The sequence below is a fragment of the Leifsonia sp. fls2-241-R2A-40a genome (genome assembly GCF_030209575.1).
In the GTDB taxonomy this organism is placed as follows: Bacteria; Actinomycetota; Actinomycetes; order Actinomycetales; family Microbacteriaceae; genus Leifsonia.
In genome coordinates, this window is record NZ_JARVRS010000001.1 from 587,552 (window position 1) to 605,923 (window position 18,372).

Sequence of the window (18,372 nt, forward strand, 5' to 3'; positions counted from 1 at the left end):
CGCTGCTCGCTCTGCGCATGCCGCCGTCAGCAGGTCTTGCCCGTCGACGGGAGGGTGCCCTTCACCAAGTAGGAGTCGACCGTGTTGTTCACGCAAGAGTTCGACTTGTTGTACGCGGTGTGGCCCTCGCCCTTGTACGTGAGAAGGTGGCCGTTCTGCAGTTCGGAGGCGAGGTTCTTCGCCCACACGTAGGGCGTCGCCGGGTCGTTGGTGGTGCCGACGACGAGGATGGGCGCCGAGCCGTCCGCCGAGATCGGACCGCGGTGGCCCGTCGCTTTATACGGCCAGTTGGCGCATCCGATGTCGCCGTAGGCCATGTACGGACCGATCACCGGAGCCGCCTTCGCCAGCTCGGCGGCCTGCTGGCGCATGACCGCCGGGTCGGCGTCGTACGTGTAATCGAGGCAGTTGATCGCGACGAACGCCTCGGTCGAGTTGTCGGAGTAGGTGCCGTCGGCCTGACGGTTGTTGTACGTGTCGGCCAGGGTGAACGCCACCGACGCGCTGCCCTTCATCACCGAATCGAACAGCTTGTCGAGGTACGACCACGCGGTGGCGTCGTACAGCGGGGTGATGATGGCCGTGACCAGCGTGTTGGCACCGAGCTCGCGGCCGTCCGAGTTGCGGATCGGGCTCTTCTCCACGACGGCCAGGAGCTGTCCGACCGTCCCCATCGCGTCGTCCACGGTGCCGCTGAACGGGCAGTCCTTCCGCGTGAGGCAGTCGGTGAGATAGGCGCGCAAGGCGCTCTCGAAGCCCTTCGCCTGCACTTCCGTCACCTCGAAGTTGCTGGCGGCGGGGTCGAGCGCGCCGTCGAGGACCAGCCGCCCGGTCTTGCCCGGGTAGAGGCCCGCGTAGACCGCGCCGAGGTACGTCCCGTAGGAGTAGCCGAGGTAGTTCAGCTTCGTGTCGCCCAGAGTCGCGCGGAGCAGGTCGAGGTCGTGCGCCGCGCTGACGGTGTCGACCTTGGGAAGCGGCGCCCCGGTGTTCTTCTGGCAGGCGTCACCGAAGTCCTTGGCGGTGGCGGTGTTCTCGGCGATCCACTGGTCGGACCCGCGGGTCCCCGGGGTGATCCCGTAGAGGTATTCGTCCATCTGGGAGGCGTCGTAGCACTTCACGGCCGTCGAGCGTCCCACACCGCGGGGGTCGAAGCCGACGATGTCGAAGTGCTCCTGCAGCGTCTTGTCGGCGACGAAGTCGACCGAGTCCTTCACGAAGTCGTAGCCCGATGCGCCCGGGCCGCCCGGGTTGGTGAGCAGCGACCCCTGCTTGGTGCCCGTCGCCGGCTGCCGGATGAGTGCCAGCTCGATCTGCCCGGCGCCGGGGTCGTTCCAGTCGAGCGGGGCCTTGGCGGTCGCGCACTGCTTCCCGCTGGAGCAGTTGGTCCAGTGCAGCACCTGGCTGTAGAACGGCTGCAGCGCGGCCGAGACGTTGTCGGGGGCGGGGCTCGAGGTCGTGACCGTCTTCGCGGGGAGGAACCAGGTGACGCATCCGGTGAGGGTCAGCGCGACCACGGCGGCCAGCGCGACGACGACCGTGCGCGCCGCATGCCGGCGGGCCCCTGGGCGGCCGGGTCTGATGGTCACAGGTCGATCCCCTTTCGCGCGGTGGCGCCGCGCAGGATGGTGGTCAGCATGGCTTCGAGGGCGAGAGCCGGGGCGACGTTGCCGTCGATGCGTTCGCGGGCGGTCGCAACGGCATCCATCGCGGCGAGCGTAGCGGCCGGAGTCGTGTGGGCGCTGAGAGCGTCGAGCTCCGGGCGCAGCTCCTGGTTGACCAGCTCGCTGTCGCTCCCGAGCTGGAGCATCATGACGTCGCGGTAGAGCGACAGCAGGTCGACGAGGATGCGGTCGATGCCGTCACGGAGGCTCCGGGTGGCCCGGCGCTTCTGGTCCTCCTCGAGCTGCCGGAGCTGGCCTCGCAGAGCGGGCGGGATCGTGCCGCCCGGCGCGATCCCGAGGGACCGCAGGGCGTGCTCGCGCTCTTCGGCGTCCCGCTCCTCGGTGATCGCCTTGGCGTCGGCGCCGGCGATCTCGAGCAGGGTCGCGGCAGCGAGGACCGCGTCGGAGACCGAGCGGATGCCGAGGGCCAGTTCGAGCGTCTGCTCCCGGCGACGCCGCGCCTCGTCGTGGGTCGCCAGGCGGTGCGCCATCCCGATGTGGCTCTGCGCGTGCCGCGCAGCGCGCTCGGCTGTCGTCGCATCCACACCGTCGCGCCGCTGGATCAGCCGCGCGACGTCGCCGACGCTCGGGATGCGCAGTCGTACGGTGCGGACCCGCGACCGGATGGTCGGCAGCAGGTCGGCATCGCTGGGTGCGCAGAGGATCCACACCGTGCGCTCGGGAGGCTCTTCGAGCGCTTTCAGCAGCACGTTGGACGTTCGCTCGGTCATGCGGTCGGCATCCTCGATGACCATCACGCGGTAGCGGCCGACCGACGGCGCGAACTGCGAGCTGGAGACCAGGGCGCGCACCTCGTCTATGGAGATGATCACGCGTTCGGTGCTGAGCACCGCGAGGTCCGGGTGGGTTCGGGCCTCGACCTGACGCTGCGTCGCGAGGTCGCCGTCGGGGGTTCCGGGGCTGAGCAACGCGGTCGCGAACGCGTAGGCGAGGTTCGATCGGCCGGATCCGGGCGGGCCCGTGATGAGCCAGGAGTGCGTCATGCCGCGCTCGGCGGCACCTCCGCCGTCGCCGGCGCCGGAACCTTCCGCCGCGGCGCGGACGACCTCGATGGCGTCGTCCTGCCCCGTCAGTTCGTCCCACACCGTCATGGTCTCCAGGCTAGCTGGCACCGCGGACACCCCGTGCCCTCCGGTCAGACGCGGGCGGCGAGCCGGTCGCGGATCTCCGAGGCGATCTCCTCCACGGGGCGGGCTGCGTCGACCACGAGGAAGCGGTCCGGCTCCTGCGCCGCGAGTTCGAGGTACGCCGCGCGGACGCGGGCGTGGAAGTCGGATCGCTCCGCCTCCAGCCGGTCGTAGCGGGTGCGGGCGGTGTCGAGTCGTGCACGCGCCGCGTCCTCGTCGAGGTCGAGCAGGATCGTGAGATCGGGAAGGAGCCCTTCGGCGGCCCAGAGGGACAGGTCGCGGATCTGCTGCGCGTCCAGGACGCGTCCGGCGCCCTGGTAGGCGACGGAGGAGTCGATGTAGCGGTCCTGGACCACCACTTCGCCGCGGGCGAGCGCCGGGCGCACGACCGTCGCGATGTGATGCGCCCGGTCGGCCGCGTAGAGCAGAGCCTCGGCCCGCGGGGCGATGTCGCCGCGGTGATGGAGGACGATCTCGCGGATCTCGACCCCGGCGTCCGTCCCGCCCGGTTCGCGCGTGCGGACGACGGTGCGGCCTTCCTCGCGCAGCCATTCCTCGAGGAGGGCGGCCTGGGTGGACTTCCCCACGCCGTCCCCGCCCTCGAGTGTGATGAAGAGCCCGCCGCTCACTCGGCGGACTTCTTCGTCGCCGCCTTCGCGGTCGTCGATCGCGTCGTCGTCGCCTTCGCGGTGGTGGACTTCGCGGCCGTGGATGCTGCAGTGGCGGCCTTCGCTGCGGGCTTCTTGGCTGCGGGCTTCTTGGCCGCCGGCTTCTTGGCGGTGGTGGCCTTCGCCGCGCGGGTCGGCTTCTTGGCCGGTCCCTTCGCCCGCTTGTCGGCGAGCAGTTGCACGGCTCGGGCGAAGTCGACCTCGTCGACGGTCTCGCCGCGCGGGATCGTCGCGTTGGTCTCGCCGTCCGTCACGTACGGGCCGAAGCGGCCGTCCTTCACGCGGATCGGCTTGCCGCTCACCGGGTCGGCGTCGAATTCCTTCAGGGCGCTCGACGCGCGGCGGTTGCCGTACTTCGGCTGAGCGAACAGTTCGAGGGCCCCGGGGAGGTCGATCTCGAAGATGTCGTCCTCGCTCGGAAGGGACCGGGTGTCCGTTCCCTTCTTGAGGTACGGACCGTAGCGGCCGTTCTGGGCCTGGATCTCCTCCCCGCTCTCCGGGTCGGCTCCGACGACGCGCGGCAGGTCGAGCAGCTTGAGCGCAGTGTCGAGGTCGATGGCCGAGAGGTCCATCGACTTGAACAGGGAGGCGGTGCGCGGCTTCGCCGCTGCGACCTTCTTCGCCGGCTTGGCCGGCTCCACGACTTCACCGGTCTTCGCGTCGACCGACGGCTCCTCTTCGGGATCCGCCTCCGTCACGTAGGGGCCGAAACGGCCGTCCTTGGCGAGCACGACCTTGCCGCTCTCGGGGTTCGTGCCGAGGATGCGGTCGGTCTGGACGGGCGCCTCGATGAGCTCCCGCGCCTTCGCCGGTGTCAGCTCGTCCGGAGCCAGCTCCGGCGGGATGTTCACGCGCCGGGGCGGGTCGTCCGGTCCTGCGCCGTCTTCGGGGACCTCGAGGTACGGGCCGTACTTGCCGATGCGGAGGGTCACCCCGTCGTCGATGGCGATCGAGTTGATGCTGCGCGCATCGATCTCGCCGAGGTTGTCGATGACGCGACGGAGGCCCTTGTGCTTGTCGCTGCCGAAGTAGAAGCTGTTGAGCCAGTCGACCCGCTCGGCCTCGCCGTCGGCGATCCGGTCGAGGTCGTCCTCCATCTCCGCGGTGAAGTCGTACTGGACGAGGTCTCCGAAGTAGTCCTCGAGCAGCCGGACGACCGAGAACGCGACCCAGCTCGGTACGAGCGCCTGGCCGCGCTGGGTGACGTACCCGCGGTCGATGATCGTCGAGATGATGCTCGCGAAGGTCGAGGGCCGGCCGATGCCGAGCTCTTCGAGGCTCTTCACGAGGCTCGCCTCCGTGTAGCGCGGCGGCGGGGTGGTCTCGTGACCGTCCGCTGCGATGTCCCGGATGGTGAGCGCCTGCTTCTCAATCAGCGGCGGCAGTTTCGCCTCGGCCGAGTCGGCGGCGTTGCGCTCCTCGTCGCGGCTCTCCTCGTAGGCGTTGAGGAAGCCGCGGAAGGTGATGACCGTCCCGCTCGCGGTGAACTCGGCGACGGTTCCGTCGAGAGGTCCGTCGGTGATCCGCGCCTCGACGGTGACCGAGGCGGTCTGTCCCTTTGCGTCGGCCATCTGCGAGGCGACCGTGCGCTTCCAGATGAGGTCGTAGAGACGGAACTCCGGTCCGCGCAGGGAGCGCTCGAGTTCGGCCGGGGTGCGGAAGGTCTCGCCCGACGGACGGATGGCCTCATGCGCCTCCTGGGCGTTCTTGCTCTTCGATGCGTAGGTGCGAGGCTTGTCGGGCACCGTCTCGGGGCCGTACAGCTTAGCCGCCTGGGTCCGCGCCGCGTTGGTCGCCTGCTGCGACAGCGACGCCGAGTCGGTACGCATATAGGTGATGTAGCCGTTCTCGTACAGCGACTGCGCGACGCTCATCGTCTGCCGGGCGGAGAAGCGGAGCTTGCGCGCCGCCTCCTGCTGCAGGGTCGACGTGGTGAACGGCGCGGCGGGCCGCCGCGAGTAGGGCTTGGAGTCGACCTTGGCGACGGTGACCGCAGTGCTGGGCTGGCGCAGCGCGGCGGCGAGGGTCGTGGCGGATTCCTCGTCGAGCGTTCGGGCGCCGGAGGTCAGGCGGCCGTGGTCGTCGAAGTCGCGGCCAGTGGCGACCCGGTCGCCATCGAGGCGAGCCAGCCGTGCCTCGAACGCGTTGGCGTCCTCCGGTGCGAGCTGTGCGGTCAGGCCCCAGTAGGAGGCCGCGACGAAGGCGAGTCGCTCCCGCTCGCGGTCGACGACGAGACGGGTCGCAGCGGACTGCACGCGTCCGGCGGACAGGCCGGGACCGACCTTGCGCCAGAGCACGGGCGAGACCTCGTAGCCGTAGAGCCGGTCGAGGATGCGTCGCGTCTCCTGGGCGTCGACCAGTGCGGTGTCGATCTCCCGGGTGTTGTCCCGCGCCTGCTCGATCGCTTCGCGGGTGATCTCGTGGAACACCATGCGCTTGACGGGGACCTTCGGCTTGAGCACCTCGACGAGGTGCCAGGCGATGGCCTCTCCTTCGCGGTCCTCATCAGTGGCCAGCAGGAGTTCGTCGGCGTTCTTCAGCGCGCGCTTGAGGTCGGCGACCGTCTTCTTCTTCTGGTCGGACACCACGTAGTAGGGCTCGAACTCGTTGTCGACGTCGACCGAGAACTTGCCGAGCGAGCCCTTCTTGAGCTCCGGCGGAAGGTTCTTCGGCTCGATCAGGTCGCGGATGTGCCCGACCGAGGCCATGACCTCGTAGCCGTCGCCCAGATACTGGGCGATCGACTTCACCTTGTTCGGCGACTCGACGATGACGAGCTTCTTCGTGTCAGGCACCTGACTCCTCTTAATATGCACACACTGTGTCGCCACAGCTGACTGCGTTGCTTCACGACCGGACCGGCGTGGCGCGCTCCCCCTGCAGACCCGGTCCACTCGAGTGTGGTCCGTGCGTCCGACAGGCAAACCATACACACCTTCGCCGCTTGTACACCTAATCGCTTCGTCGCCGTTCGCCCTGGGCGCAGCCGCGAACCGTCCTGCCGCGCATCGGCGGGACGGCCCTGCCGGACCCTTTGCCGCGCGCCCGCTCGGGAGGACAATGACAGCATGGCAACGACGATGACGTACACCGCCAAACTGATCGACGGACCCCTCGAGGGCAAGACGATCGCGACCGGCTTCCTCGACTCGGGAGACGCTCGACCGCGCTTGGAGATCTCCGCCCCGGTGGGCGCGAAGCACTACCTCTACGTCCGGGCCTCGGGCTCGGAGCTCGAGTACGCCTCCGACGACGGCCGAGGCCAGCAGCCGACGGCGGTCAGCTACCGCTTCCTCGAGACCGTCTTCGACTGACCCGACGACCCCACCGGAAGCGAGTCACCGCTCACCGGGCGGTCCTGCGCGCGCCGAGGCGGTCGCCGCGAGCCCGAGGTAGGACACGGAAGCGGTCACCGTGACGACCAGCGCCTGCTGCTCGCAGGCCGACAGCGCGGCGTGATTCGTCTCTGCGATGGCCGACGCCGTCTCGCACGGCACGCCCGCGTCCCGTCCGCTCGCGACATCGGCCGCGGCGAGCGCCGCGAGGTCCGCCGCGGCCGCCGCTCGGGAGTGCGCCGCGCCGGCCCCCACCACGACGATCCCTCCCGCCGCCACCGTGGTGACCGCGGCAAGGATGCCGAGCGCCAGTATCGAACCGCTTCCTCGGTCGTCGGCCGACACGGCCCGGAGGAAGGGAACTCCTCCCGTCACTCCGCGGCCGCTTCGTCGAGCGCGCACGCCCGCGCGCTCAGCCGGATGCCGAGGCGACCGAGCGCTCCGTTCTCCGGTGCAGTCATGACCACGCATACCGCGCTCCCTTCTCTTTCCACGTTCATCCCCGTCCCCGCCGGAACCGGCGCACTCGCAGGATCGTCGCCGCGACCTGCCAGCCGCGCCGCCGAGGCCGCGCCTGCCGCCAGGGCTCCGAACTGCGCGGCACCGTGCACCGCTCCGATGCAGAGGGCCACGCACGCGAGGACGGCAGGCAGTGCGAGAGCGAACTCAGCGGTCACGCTGCCCCGCTCACTCTCGCGCGCCGGTTCAGCCACCGGAGAGCGCACGGTGCACCAGGTCGGCGAGCAGCGCCTTGACCTCGTCGCCTTTGAGCAGAGCGACGAGGAGCCCGGCGAAGCCCACCGCCGCGAGGATCGTGATCGCGTATTCCGCCGTCGCCGCACCACGATCCTCGGCCAGTCGCCACCGGAGCTTCCGGCCCAGCCTTCCCGTCCTCTCGATCATCCGTCCCATTTCCGGTCCCCTCTCGTCGTTCCCGTACGTCCATCCTTCGGGGCGGATCGACGCTCCCGGCGATCGCTACCGGATCTGTGGACGGTCACCGTAAACCCGTCGTTGTGGACGACAGCAGCGAGAGGATCACGGGAACCACCGCCAGAAGAAGGAAGCTCGGGAGCACGCACACACCGAGCGGGACCATGAGCTTCACACCGAGCGTCGTCGCCGCGCGGCGCCCTTCCGCGCGCGCGGTGCGTCGCTCCTGCCGAGCAGCGGCCGTGAGCAGTTCGGCTGCGGGGGCACCGGCGGCGCTCGCCAGGGCGAGCACCTGCCGGACCCGGGAGTCATCCTGCGTCGCCAGACCGGCCGCCCGCGCTGCTGTCGTGGCCATCGTGTGGGCGGCGTCGGCCGACGAACCGCCGCCGAGCGCGATAGCGACCAGCGCCTCCGGAAATCCCGCAGCCGGACGGCGCGCGACCGCGCGACGCACCAGAGCGCGCATCCACCACCGGCCGCCGACCAGGAGCGAGACTCCGAGCCCGATGGCTGCCGCACCGACCGCCGACGTCGCCGCCCCGGCCAGGTCGGCGCCCATCGCTGCCGCCATAGCCACGCCTGCTACCGGAAGCCACGAGACCAGCCGCGCCGTCGCCCGGGGGCCGCTCAACGCGACATCGGCCTCGCGCTCGGCTTCGGCGACATCGCGCAGCGTCTCACCGACCGTGCGCAGCGCGGGACCCAGCGGCGCGCCTGCCTCTTCCGCCACGCGCCAGGCGGCGGCGATCCTCCGCAGGTCGTCGGTGTCCGCGCATCCGAGCAGCGCCTCGGCGGAGGACCGATGCTGCCGCAGTGCGCTCACCACCCGGTCGGCGACGGGATGCGCGCCGTGCCCCGCTGCGACCTCCCACGCCGACCGCGGCGTGAGCCCGGCGTCGAGCAGCACCGCGAGCGACTCCACCAGAGCGGCGATCGCGTCCGCCTCCGCGCCGGGCTGCGTGCCTCTCACGGCTCGGCGCCATCCGTCCGCTCGACGGTCAGGCGGCCGTCGCCATCGAGCCGCAGCCTACCGAAGCCCGAGAGCCGCCGCCTCCCCTCCACCCGATCCAGATGGACGACCAGGCCGATCGCACTGATGGCCTGGCGCGCGAGCGCGTGCTCGCCCAGTCCCGCGAGAGCGCCCAGCGCCTCCAGCCTGGCCGGGACGTCTTCGAGCGAGTTCGCGTGCAGCGTCCCGGCTCCTCCGTCGTGACCGGTGTTGAGGGCACCGAGGAGGTCTCGCACCTCCTCCCCCCGGCATTCACCGAGCACCAGCCGGTCGGGCCGCATCCGGAGCGCCTCGCGCACCAGGCGGCGCAGGTCCACGCCGCCCGCGCCTTCGAGGTTCGGCTGGCGCGTCTGCAGCCCGACCACGTGCGGATGCGGGATGCGGAGCTCCGCGACATCCTCGATCACGACGATGCGCTCGTCCGGCGGGGCATTCCCCAGCAGCGCGGCGAGGAGGGTGGTCTTGCCCGCTCCACTCGCCCCGGTGATGAGAAGGTTCGCTCGCGCTCGCACGGCGGCGAGCAACCGGTCGCGCTCGTCGTGCCGCACTCCCCCTCCCGCGACGAGGTCGTCGAGCGATGGCTGTTCCCGGGCCGGGACGCGGATCGAGAGGAGAGCCCCTCCCGTCGAGATGGGAGGCAGCACGGCATGGGCACGCACACCTCCCCGCAGCCGCACATCGACGAAGGGCGTCGCCTCGTCGATGTGACGGCCGCCTGCGGCGATCAGGCGGACGGCCAGTTCGCGCGCACTCGGCTGGTCGGCGTGCCAACCGCCCTCGCGTCTAAGCCCGGCCGGCTGGCCGTCGCTCCACAACTCCCCATCGCCGGTCACGAAGAGATCGGTGATGCCGGGGCGCAGAAGGTAGGGCGCCAGGGGGCCGAAGGTGCGCCAGAGTCCGGGTTCGGTTGCCGCAGGTCGCAGGTCGTTCTTTGTCATGTTGCGACGCTACGGACGCCGCACACTGCGCGTGCCGGGGTGCTCGAGACCGGTGCATAACCCGCCGCGCGACGTCGCTGTGGACACCTCAGTAGGGCGAAGGGCCGTTAAACAAAGGGGGGCCGCACCTATTGGGGGGAACAGGTGCGGCCACTGCGGCGCAGGATTGGGGGGAATCGATTGCGCCGCACGCACGAATTTACATTCGGCCGGGGTCCAGTTTACGCAGAATCGATGCAAACGCAAGTCTCTTGGGGGCGCCCTCACAGCAGGTTGTAGAGTCAGGCATTGTCGCGCCACGACTCGTATCGACCGCATCGCAAAGGAGCGAAAAAACTCCCCATGAGCAACACAATCGACAATCTGCTCCATGAAGCCCGCCGGTTTCCGCCGAGCGACGAATTCGCCGCGAACGCCATCGCCGACGCGGCACTCTACGAGCGCGCGGCGGCCGACCGCCTCGGGTTCTGGGCCGATCAGGCGCGGGAGCTGCTCCACTGGCACACCCCATTCACCCGCACGCTCGACTGGAGCGAGCCCCCCTTCGCCAAGTGGTTCGACGACGGAGAGCTCAACGTCGCGTACAACTGCCTCGACCGCCACGTGGTGGCAGGCAACGGCGACCGCGTGGCCATCCACTGGGAGGGCGAGCCGGGCGACAGCCGCTCGATCACGTACGCCGAGCTCACCGCAGAGGTGAAGAAGGCCGCGAACCTGCTCACCAGCCTCGGCATCCGCGCGGGCGACCGCGTCGCCATCTACCTCCCGATGATCCCGGAGGCCGTGATCGCGATGCTCGCCGTCGCCCGCATCGGCGCCGTGCACTCCGTCGTCTTCGGCGGTTTCAGCGCCGAGAGCCTGCGTTCCCGCATCGACGACGCCGAGGCCAAGCTCGTCATCACGGCGGACGGCGGCTGGCGCAAGGGTCGCGTCTTCCCCCTGAAGGACGCAGTGGATGCGGCGCTGACCGGGGAGGCCACGAGCGTCGAGCACGTGCTCGTCGTCAAGCGCGGCGAGAACGAGGTGGCCTGGACCGAGGGCCGCGACCTGTGGTGGCACGACGAGATCGCACTCGTGGATGCCGACCACGTCGCCAAGGCGTTCCCGGCCGAGCAGCCGTTGTTCATCCTCTACACGTCCGGGACGACGGGAAAGCCGAAGGGCATCCTGCACACCACCGGTGGCTATCTGACCCAGGCGTCGTTCACCCACAAGTTCGTCTTCGACCTCCACCCGGAGTCCGATGTCTACTGGTGCAGCGCGGACGTCGGCTGGATCACCGGCCACACCTACGTGGTCTACGGGCCGCTCGCCAACGGCGCCACGCAGGTCATGTACGAAGGCACGCCCGAGACCCCGCATCCCGGCCGCTGGTGGGAGCTCATCGAGAAGTACAAGGTCTCGATCTTCTACACGGCGCCGACCGCCATCCGCTCGTTCATGAAGATCGGGCGGCAGCACCCGCAGAAGTTCGACCTCTCGAGCCTGCGCGTGCTCGGATCGGTCGGTGAACCGATCAACCCCGAGGCGTGGATGTGGTACCGCGAGGTCATCGGAGGCGACAAGACGCCGATCGTGGACACGTGGTGGCAGACCGAGACCGGCGCGATCATGGTGTCGGCTCTCCCCGGCGTGACGACGCTGAAGCCGGGAAGCGCCCAGGTGCCGCTGCCCGGGATCTCCATCGACATCATCGACGAGACCGGCACGCCCGTGGGCAAGGACCAGGGCGGCCTCCTCGTGGTGACCGAGCCGTGGCCGAGCATGCTGCGCGGCATCTGGGGCGACCCGGAGCGCTTCAAGGAGACGTACTGGTCGAAGTTCGGCGACAAGTACTTCGCCGGCGACGGCGCGCGGTACGACTCCGACGGCGACATCTGGCTGCTGGGCCGTGTCGACGACGTCATGAACGTCTCGGGCCACCGCCTGTCGACGGCCGAGATCGAATCCGCTCTGGTCGCGCATCCGTTCACAGCGGAGGCAGCGGTGGTCGGCGCGAACGACGAGACGACCGGTCAGGCGGTGGTGGCGTTCGTCATCATCAAGCAGAACCAGCTCGAGCAGGCCGGTGCGCTGGATGTGGCGGCCGAACTGCGCAAGCACGTCGCCGAGCAGATCGGCGCGATCGCCCGACCGCGCGACATCTTCATCGTCACGGAGCTGCCGAAGACCCGCTCGGGGAAGATCATGCGGCGGCTGCTGCGGGATGTGGCCGAGGGGCGCGAGGTCGGCGACACGACGACGCTCGCCGACACCGCGGTGATGAGCTCGATCCAGGCCAAGCTCTCGTAGCGCGACGACGACGGTACGACGAAGGGGCGGCGCCATCGGCACCGCCCCTTCGTCGAAGGCGGGTCTAGTCGACCGCGAGCACGAGTTCGACCTCGACGGGCGAGTCGAGCGGCAGTACGGCCACCCCCACCGCCGAGCGCGCGTGGACTCCGGCGTCGCCGAAGATCTCGCCGAGCACCTCGGAGGCACCATTGATGACCGCGGGCTGACCGGTGAATGCGGGGTCGGACGAGACGAAGCCGACCACCTTGACGACGCGCCGGACGCGGTCGAGCGAGCCGAGGACGCTTTTGGCAGCCGCGAGCGCGTTCAACGCCGACGTCCGCGCATAGCCCTTCGCGTCCGCGGGCGGGACGAGCCCGGGGCCTTCCCCGACCTTGCCGGTCGCGGGCAGCGCTCCCGAGACCATCGGCAGCTGCCCCGAGGTGTAGACGTACGACCCGTCGAGCACCGCTGGCGTGTACGCGGCGACGGGCGGGACCACGTCGGGAAGAACGATCCCGAGTTCCGCGAGGCGCGCCTCCACGTCGGCCATCAGGCCTGCTCCTCGTTCGGGAGCTGACGCTTGAGGTAGGCCACGAGCCCGCCCTCCGGGCCGGTCACCACCTGGACCAGCTCCCAGCCGTCCGAGCCCCAGTTGTTCAGGATCGCGGCGGTGTTGTGGATCATCAGCGGGGTGGTCAGGTACTCCCAGCGCGGCATCGTGCTCCTTGGATCGGGGGTTTTTGCAGGTTCATCACCTACTCTGATCCTATGTCTGCGCAAAAACCACAGGCTAGAGGTGTGCTCGGCGCCGCCGGTGCGTTCATCGGCATGAGTGTCGTGGCCGGTCTTCTGGTCACCGCCGCCGTCACCCCCGCTATCGCGGTCACGGGTATGGCCGCCAACAACAGCATCGGCGTGTTCGAGGGTCTTCCGGAGTATCTGAACGTCGACCAGCTCGCCCAGCCGACCACCATCTACGCCAAGAACGGCGACCAGGACGTGCCTCTGGCGACGTTCTATTCGCAGAACCGTCTGCCCGTCGCGTTCAACCAGATCTCCCAGGCCGCGAAGGATGCGGCGATCGCCGGAGAGGACCCCCGCTTCTACAGCCACGGCGGTGTCGACATCCAGGGCACCGTCCGTGGTGTGCTGTCCACGGTCGCCGGCGGAGGCGTGCAGGGTGGTTCCTCCATCACGCAGCAGTACGTGAAGAACGTGCTGCTCCAGAAGTGCGAAGCGCTCCCGGTGAAGACCAAGGAGCAGAAGACCAAGTACGAGCAGTGCGTGACCGACTCGACCGGCGTCTCCCCCGACCGCAAGGTCAAGGAGATGAAGTACGCGATCGGCATCGAGAAGAAGTACACCAAGGACCAGATCCTGGTCGGGTACCTCAACATCGCCGGATTCGGCGGCTCGGTCTACGGGATCGAAGCGGCGGCCAAGTACTACTACAACACCACCGCGGCGGCGCTGACGCCCCCGCAGGCGGCCAGCCTTGTGGCGATCGTGAACGAACCGACGAGCCTGAAGATCGACGACCCGGAGTCGAAGACCAACGGCGCCGCGAACGGGTACGCGAAGAACAAGGAACGCCGCGACTACATCCTCGGCAAGATGTACCAGTACAAGAAGCTGACCAAGGCGCAGTACGAGGCAGCGGTCAAGACGCCGATCCAGCCCGTGATCACCAAGTCGGAGCGCGGCTGCCAGACCGCCGGCGGCTCCGCATACTTCTGCGACTACGTCCAGAAGACCATCCTCAACGACCCGACCTTCGGCGCCGACGAGGACACCCGCGCCTCGAACTTCAACCGCGGCGGGTACAAGATCTACACCACCCTCGACCTGCAGCTGCAGCAGGTGGCGGAGCAGACGATGCAGTCGTATGTTCCTGCCGTGTACGAGAGGGCGGACATCGGCGGCGTCCTGACGGGAGTCGAGCCGGGCACCGGCCGTGTCCTGTACATGGCCCAGAACAAGCTGTACAGCCAAGACCCCGACGTCCTTAAGGACCCGCGCTACTCGTCCATCAATTTCGCAACCGATCAGCAGTATGGCGGCTCCGGCGGCTTCCAGGTGGGCTCGACGTACAAGGTGTTCACCCTTGCGGAGTGGCTGAAGCAGGGTCACTCGCTCAACGAGTCCGTCAACGCGAACATCCGCACCTACCGGTCGTTCAAGGACTCCTGCACCGGAGGCTGGGGCGGCACCTACACGCCGCAGAACGACTCCTCCGGCGAGACAGGCATCCGCAACGCTCAGAGTGCGACCACCTACTCGATCAACACCGCATTCATCAGCATGGCGAGCCAGCTCGACCTGTGCGAGATCAAGAAGGACGCCGAAGCGTTCGGAGTCCACACCGCGAAGGGCGAGCCGCTCGACACCAACCCGGCGGCCGTACTAGGCACCAACTACATCGCGCCGCTGACGATGGCGACCGCCTTCGCCGGAATCGCCAACAACGGCAAGACCTGCACCCCCATCGCGATCGACAAGATCGTGGATGCGACGGGCAAGGACGTCAAGCCGCCCGCGACCACCTGCACCCAGTCGGTCGACCCGGCCGTCGCGAACACCATGGCCAAGGCTCTGATGGGGCCGCTCCAGGGCGGCGGCACGGCCTCCGGTATGAACCGGACCGGCAAGGACATGCTGGGCAAGACCGGAACCACCGAGTACAACGACCAGCTGTGGCTGGTGGCCGCGACGACGAAGGTCGCCGGCGCTTACTGGGTGGGGAACATCCAGGGCCACATCGACTTCCGCAAGGTCTATCCGACGCACGGCACCAGTCCGGCGAGCGCCCGCGTCGCGGTCATGCGCACGATGATGGGTGCGGCGGTCGACAAGTACGGCGGAGACGACTTCCCGGCCGCCCCTAACAAGCTCACCATCGGTATCCAGGTCGGCATCCCCGACCTCACCGGCAAATCGCCGGATGAGGCGAAGTCGATCCTGAACGGTCTCGGTCTGGACTCCGCCGACGGCGGTCCGCAGGACTCCGTGGCGCCGGCGGGAACCGTCTCCGCGACCGATCCCGCTCCCGGCACCCAGGTCGGCAAGGGCACCGTGGTGACGCTGTTCACCAGCAACGGGTCGCTCGTCGCCGTGCCGAACGTCGTCGGACAGAAGTACTCCGACGCCCTCGCGGCGCTCACCGCGGCGGGCTTCAAGGTGAAGACGACCGGCGGCAACAGCCCGACCGCCACCGTGCAAGGGCAGGACCCTGCCGGAGGCGCTGCGGCGAAATCCGGCTCGCAGGTGACCGTGGCGCTCAGCGCGCCCAGTGCACCGCCGACCCCGGGCGCCGGCGGCAAGTGACGCGCGGAGCTTTTCGTCCGGCCGCGTCCGCCCTGGCCCTCCTGGCCGGGGCGGGCGCTGCGGCGTTCGCGTATGGTTCGCTCGTGGAGCGCAAGGCGTACACGCTGCGCGAAGTGAGCGCTCCCGTACTCCCGGCAGGCGCTGAGCCCATCCGGGTGCTGCATCTCTCCGATCTCCACATGGCGCCATGGCAGCACGACAAGCAGGAGTGGATCCGGTCGCTTGCGCGACTGAAGCCGGACCTGATCGTCGAGACAGGGGATGTGCTGGGCCACGACCGAGGTCTCGAGGGCGTTCGCGCCGCGTATGCGGGCTTCGCCGGCATCCCGGGCGTCTTCGTCCACGGAAGCAACGACTACTTCGGCCCGCAGGCGAAGAACCCGCTGAAGTACTTCATGGGGCCGTCCAAGAAGCAGGGATCCACGGCTGCGCGCCTCGACATCGCCTCGCTGACGGCCTTCTTCCGCGACCTCGGCTGGGTCGACCTCGACAACCGGGCCGCCGGCCTCGAAGTGCGCGGCACCCACCTGGAGTTCTTCGGCGTCGACGACCCGCACATCCGCTTCGACCGCGTCGAGGCGATCCCGGGAGCGCTGGACGAGCTGCGCGAGAACGACCCGTTCTCGGACGACGACACCTGGCCGGACCAGGGTCCGCGAACCGAGCGACAGGCCGTCACCATCGGTGTGACGCACTCCCCGTATCGTCGCGTGCTCGATGCCTTCGTGACGTACGGCGCCGCGATGATCTTCGCCGGTCACACGCACGGCGGACAGGTGTGCGTCCCCGGCTTCGGCGCGCTCGTGACCAACTGCGACATCCCCCGGGCACAGGTGAAGGGGTTGAGCGTGTGGCGCCACGCGTTCCGCTCCGCCTACCTCCACGTGTCCGCCGGCCTGGGCACGTCGATCTACGCGCCGGTGCGGTTCGCGTGCCGGCCGGAGGCCACCCTGGTCACGCTGACCGCGGCTCCCTGAGCCGTCCTGGGGCAGCCACCGTGGTCATGAACCCTCCCGGGCTCGTGTATCCTGGATGAGGCCTTCGGGGTGTGGCGCAGCTTGGTAGCGCGCTTCGTTCGGGACGAAGAGGCCGCAGGTTCAAATCCTGTCACCCCGACGTAATGAAAAGGAAGGAGCCCCGCCGGCTCGCTCTGCGAGCTGGCGGGGCTCCTTCCTTTTCACCACTCGCTGGCGACTACTGGGGTCCCCGCCCGCGAGGGGCCCCAGGCGACGCCCCGAGCGAAGCGAGGAGCGGCGTCTGGGGTAGCGGGTGGGGCGCACCCGGCGACTGGCGTGGAGATCTCGTGGCGATCTCGTGGCGATGTCGCGGTGAACCCTCAGAACGCATCCGGCCGAGCGAACTCCGGCTCAGCCAATCGCGCCGCGGTCTCGACGTCGGACCGGACGAGGGGCAGCGTGCGGGAGACCGCCGTGTCGATGCGGTCTCGGAGGTCCTGCGAGCGGATCTCGTAGTCTTCGAAGTCGCTCTCGCTCGCGTAGATCCCCAGGGGCAGCGTGAGCGACGAGAAGAAGCCGAACAGGGGACGCATCTGGTGCTCGACCAGCAGCGCGTGGCGGTCGCTGCCGCCGGTGGCGGTGAGCACGACAGGCTTGTCGACCAGGGCGTACTGGCCGATGTGGTCGAAGAAGAGCTTGAACAGCCCCGTGTAGGTCGCGCGGTAGGCCGGAGACCCGACGACGAGGATGTCCGCGTTCTCGACCGCTTCCAGCGCCTCCACGACCACCGGGCTGAGGTTGGTCCGGAACGGTCCGGCGCCGAGCTCCGGCAGCAGGGGGGCGAGGCGGATGGTGCGGGACACCCCGCCGACGGCCTCCGCGTAAGAGCGCGAGACCTCGTCGACGAGCACGGTGGTGCGCGACGGGTGGGTGGGGCTTCCGCTCACTCCGACCACGCTGAGTGGTTGCGACATGTGGGAACCGCCTTCTTGCTCGGGACCGGGATGAGGCCCAACGGTACCCGGGGACGCCCGCCACCGCGCGGGGCGCCGTCACGGTCCGTCATGCGGCGGGGTACATCTCCCGGACGATCTCGAGCGAACGGATGCGGCCCTCGATGGTCGCAGCGCCGGAGGAGACCATCAACTCGTCGACCTGCGTGGAGGCGAGCAGCGAGTCGATCCGCGACTTCACCTCGTCCGGCGTCCCCACCGCCTGCCGCGCGTTGCGGTTGGCGATGAACTCCTCCTCCATCGGACTGAAGTCGTAGGCGAGCGCCTCTTCCACGCTCACCGGCTCCGGCTTCAGGCCGCGGCGCATCCGCAGGAAGGACAGCTGGCCGGGCAGCGACAGGGCGCGCACGGTCTCCGGGTCCTCGTCGGAGACCACGTTGACGGCGATCATCGTGTGCGGCTCTGCCAGCGCGTCGCTCGGCTCGAAGCGCGAGCGGTAGAGGTCGAGGGCGGCCTCGGTGTTCTCTCCGGCGAAGTGGTGCGCGAAGGCGAACCGGATCCCGAGCGCCGCGGCCACCTGGGCGCTGTAGCCGCTGGAGCCCAGCAGCCAGATCTGCGGTGCGTCGCCGAGGCCCGGGATGGCCACGACGCCGTTCAGTGGATTGGCATCGCTCATGCCGCCGTAGAAGAAGCCGAACAGGTCGAGCAGCTGCTGCGGGAAGTCCTCCACCCCGAGGCCCTCGGCACTGCGGCGCAGCGCCATGGCGGTGGCCCCGTCGGTGCCCGGAGCGCGGCCGATGCCGAGGTCGATGCGGTCGCCGTACAGCGCCCGGAGGGTGCCGAACTGTTCCGCGACGACCAGAGGCGCGTGGTTGGGGAGCATCACGCCGCCGCTGCCGACGCGGATCCGCTCCGTTGCGCCGGCGACGCCCGCGATGAGCACGGCCGGGGCGCTGGAGGCGATGGCCGGCATCCCGTGGTGCTCGGCGACCCAGAAGCGGTCGTAGCCGAGGCGCTCCGCCGCCTGAGCGAGCTGGATGGTGCCGGCGACGGCGTCGGCATTGCTGCCTCCGGCGGGACGGCTGGCGAGGTCGAGGACGTTGAGGGGGATGCTGGTGGCGCTCACCACAGCTGCAACGCAGCCCCCTACACGACGATTCCCGGCCGGAC

Annotated in this window: 17 protein-coding genes and 1 tRNA gene; 5 read left to right on the forward strand and 13 right to left on the reverse strand. The window is 69.4% G+C overall.

Annotation, left to right across the window (positions count from 1 at the left end; translation table 11 throughout):
* Positions 1 to 26 precede the first annotated feature (26 nt).
* From QRN40_RS02870 to topA, 4 genes are read right to left on the reverse strand one after another with little or no spacing between them, the layout of a single operon-like run.
* Positions 27 to 1,586 (reverse strand): alpha/beta hydrolase, encoded by a 1,560-nt coding sequence (locus QRN40_RS02870; protein WP_285113975.1) that lies wholly within the window; start codon positions 1,584 to 1,586, stop codon positions 27 to 29.
* Positions 1,583 to 2,773, reverse strand: coding sequence for a DNA polymerase III subunit delta' (locus QRN40_RS02875; protein ID WP_285113976.1), 1,191 nt, complete (start codon positions 2,771 to 2,773; stop codon positions 1,583 to 1,585). The genes QRN40_RS02870 and QRN40_RS02875 overlap by 4 nt, the downstream gene beginning before the upstream one ends.
* A gap of 44 nt (positions 2,774 to 2,817) precedes the next feature.
* A complete protein-coding gene (gene tmk, locus QRN40_RS02880) occupies positions 2,818 to 3,438 on the reverse strand; it encodes a dTMP kinase (protein ID WP_285113977.1) in 621 nt (206 codons plus the stop codon).
* Positions 3,435 to 6,272, reverse strand: coding sequence for a type I DNA topoisomerase (gene topA, locus QRN40_RS02885; protein WP_285113978.1), 2,838 nt, complete (start codon positions 6,270 to 6,272; stop codon positions 3,435 to 3,437). The genes tmk and topA overlap by 4 nt, the downstream gene beginning before the upstream one ends.
* A 273-nt stretch (positions 6,273 to 6,545) precedes the next feature.
* Between topA and QRN40_RS02890 the strand changes: the two genes are divergently transcribed.
* Positions 6,546 to 6,791, forward strand: coding sequence for a hypothetical protein (locus QRN40_RS02890; protein WP_285113979.1), 246 nt, complete (start codon positions 6,546 to 6,548; stop codon positions 6,789 to 6,791).
* Positions 6,792 to 6,815: 24 nt separating this feature from the next.
* On the opposite strand, the gene QRN40_RS02895 is transcribed toward QRN40_RS02890, so the two are convergent.
* From QRN40_RS02895 to QRN40_RS02915, 5 genes are all read right to left on the reverse strand, one after another.
* A complete protein-coding gene (locus tag QRN40_RS02895; RefSeq protein ID WP_285113980.1) occupies positions 6,816 to 7,187 on the reverse strand; it encodes an Rv3654c family TadE-like protein in 372 nt (123 codons plus the stop codon).
* On the reverse strand, positions 7,184 to 7,489 hold the full coding sequence (locus QRN40_RS02900) for a hypothetical protein (RefSeq protein ID WP_285113981.1): 306 nt from the start codon (positions 7,487 to 7,489) through the stop codon (positions 7,184 to 7,186). Before QRN40_RS02900 ends, QRN40_RS02895 begins: the two co-directional genes overlap by 4 nt.
* A gap of 28 nt (positions 7,490 to 7,517) precedes the next feature.
* A complete protein-coding gene (locus QRN40_RS02905; RefSeq protein ID WP_285113982.1) occupies positions 7,518 to 7,715 on the reverse strand; it encodes a DUF4244 domain-containing protein in 198 nt (65 codons plus the stop codon).
* 94 nt (positions 7,716 to 7,809) lie between these two features.
* Complete coding sequence (locus tag QRN40_RS02910) at positions 7,810 to 8,715, reverse strand: type II secretion system F family protein (RefSeq protein ID WP_285113983.1); 906 nt, start codon at positions 8,713 to 8,715, stop codon at positions 7,810 to 7,812.
* Entirely contained in the window at positions 8,712 to 9,692 is a 981-nt protein-coding gene (locus QRN40_RS02915; RefSeq protein ID WP_285113984.1) for a TadA family conjugal transfer-associated ATPase, read from the reverse strand. The genes QRN40_RS02910 and QRN40_RS02915 overlap by 4 nt, the downstream gene beginning before the upstream one ends.
* Positions 9,693 to 10,034: 342 nt before the next feature.
* On the opposite strand from QRN40_RS02915, the gene acs reads away from it, so the two are divergent.
* Positions 10,035 to 11,984, forward strand: a complete 1,950-nt coding sequence (acs, locus tag QRN40_RS02920) for an acetate--CoA ligase (RefSeq protein WP_285113985.1) — start codon at positions 10,035 to 10,037, stop codon at positions 11,982 to 11,984.
* A 64-nt stretch (positions 11,985 to 12,048) separates the two neighbouring features.
* Here acs and QRN40_RS02925 read toward each other — a convergent pair whose 3' ends face one another.
* Complete coding sequence (locus tag QRN40_RS02925; protein ID WP_285113986.1) at positions 12,049 to 12,519, reverse strand: RidA family protein; 471 nt, start codon at positions 12,517 to 12,519, stop codon at positions 12,049 to 12,051.
* A complete protein-coding gene (gene sp36 / locus QRN40_RS02930; protein WP_285113987.1) occupies positions 12,519 to 12,686 on the reverse strand; it encodes a Sp36 family protein in 168 nt (55 codons plus the stop codon). Before sp36 ends, QRN40_RS02925 begins: the two co-directional genes overlap by 1 nt.
* Positions 12,687 to 12,767: 81 nt before the next feature.
* Between sp36 and QRN40_RS02935 the strand changes: the two genes are divergently transcribed.
* The 3 genes from QRN40_RS02935 to QRN40_RS02945 all read left to right on the forward strand — a co-directional run bounded on the left by QRN40_RS02935 (position 12,768) and on the right by QRN40_RS02945 (position 16,409).
* On the forward strand, positions 12,768 to 15,293 hold the full coding sequence (locus QRN40_RS02935) for a transglycosylase domain-containing protein (protein ID WP_285113988.1): 2,526 nt from the start codon (positions 12,768 to 12,770) through the stop codon (positions 15,291 to 15,293).
* Positions 15,290 to 16,270 (forward strand): metallophosphoesterase, encoded by a 981-nt coding sequence (locus QRN40_RS02940; protein WP_285113989.1) that lies wholly within the window; start codon positions 15,290 to 15,292, stop codon positions 16,268 to 16,270. Before QRN40_RS02935 ends, QRN40_RS02940 begins: the two co-directional genes overlap by 4 nt.
* A gap of 65 nt (positions 16,271 to 16,335) precedes the next feature.
* A tRNA-Pro gene (locus QRN40_RS02945) sits at positions 16,336 to 16,409 on the forward strand.
* A gap of 220 nt (positions 16,410 to 16,629) precedes the next feature.
* On the opposite strand, the gene msuE is transcribed toward QRN40_RS02945, so the two are convergent.
* Positions 16,630 to 17,223: an FMN reductase gene (msuE, locus tag QRN40_RS02950; RefSeq protein WP_285113990.1), complete on the reverse strand. Its 594-nt coding sequence runs from the start codon at positions 17,221 to 17,223 to the stop codon at positions 16,630 to 16,632.
* 88 nt (positions 17,224 to 17,311) lie between these two features.
* Complete coding sequence (locus tag QRN40_RS02955) at positions 17,312 to 18,328, reverse strand: LLM class flavin-dependent oxidoreductase (RefSeq protein ID WP_285113991.1); 1,017 nt, start codon at positions 18,326 to 18,328, stop codon at positions 17,312 to 17,314.
* Positions 18,329 to 18,372 lie beyond the last annotated feature (44 nt).

What these genes read in the sequence shown, in the direction of transcription:
- QRN40_RS02875 (WP_285113976.1), bottom strand. Translation starts at nt 2,773, where the DNA reads ATGACGGTGTGGGACGAACTGACGGGGCAGGACGACGCCATCGAGGTC.
- QRN40_RS02890 (WP_285113979.1), top strand. Translation starts at nt 6,546, where the DNA reads ATGGCAACGACGATGACGTACACCGCCAAACTGATCGACGGACCCCTC.
- QRN40_RS02905 (WP_285113982.1), bottom strand. Translation starts at nt 7,715, where the DNA reads ATGATCGAGAGGACGGGAAGGCTGGGCCGGAAGCTCCGGTGGCGACTG.
- QRN40_RS02915 (WP_285113984.1), bottom strand. Translation starts at nt 9,692, where the DNA reads ATGACAAAGAACGACCTGCGACCTGCGGCAACCGAACCCGGACTCTGG.
- acs (WP_285113985.1), top strand. Translation starts at nt 10,035, where the DNA reads ATGAGCAACACAATCGACAATCTGCTCCATGAAGCCCGCCGGTTTCCG.
- QRN40_RS02925 (WP_285113986.1), bottom strand. Translation starts at nt 12,519, where the DNA reads ATGGCCGACGTGGAGGCGCGCCTCGCGGAACTCGGGATCGTTCTTCCC.
- sp36 (WP_285113987.1), bottom strand. Translation starts at nt 12,686, where the DNA reads ATGCCGCGCTGGGAGTACCTGACCACCCCGCTGATGATCCACAACACC.
- msuE (WP_285113990.1), bottom strand. Translation starts at nt 17,223, where the DNA reads ATGTCGCAACCACTCAGCGTGGTCGGAGTGAGCGGAAGCCCCACCCAC.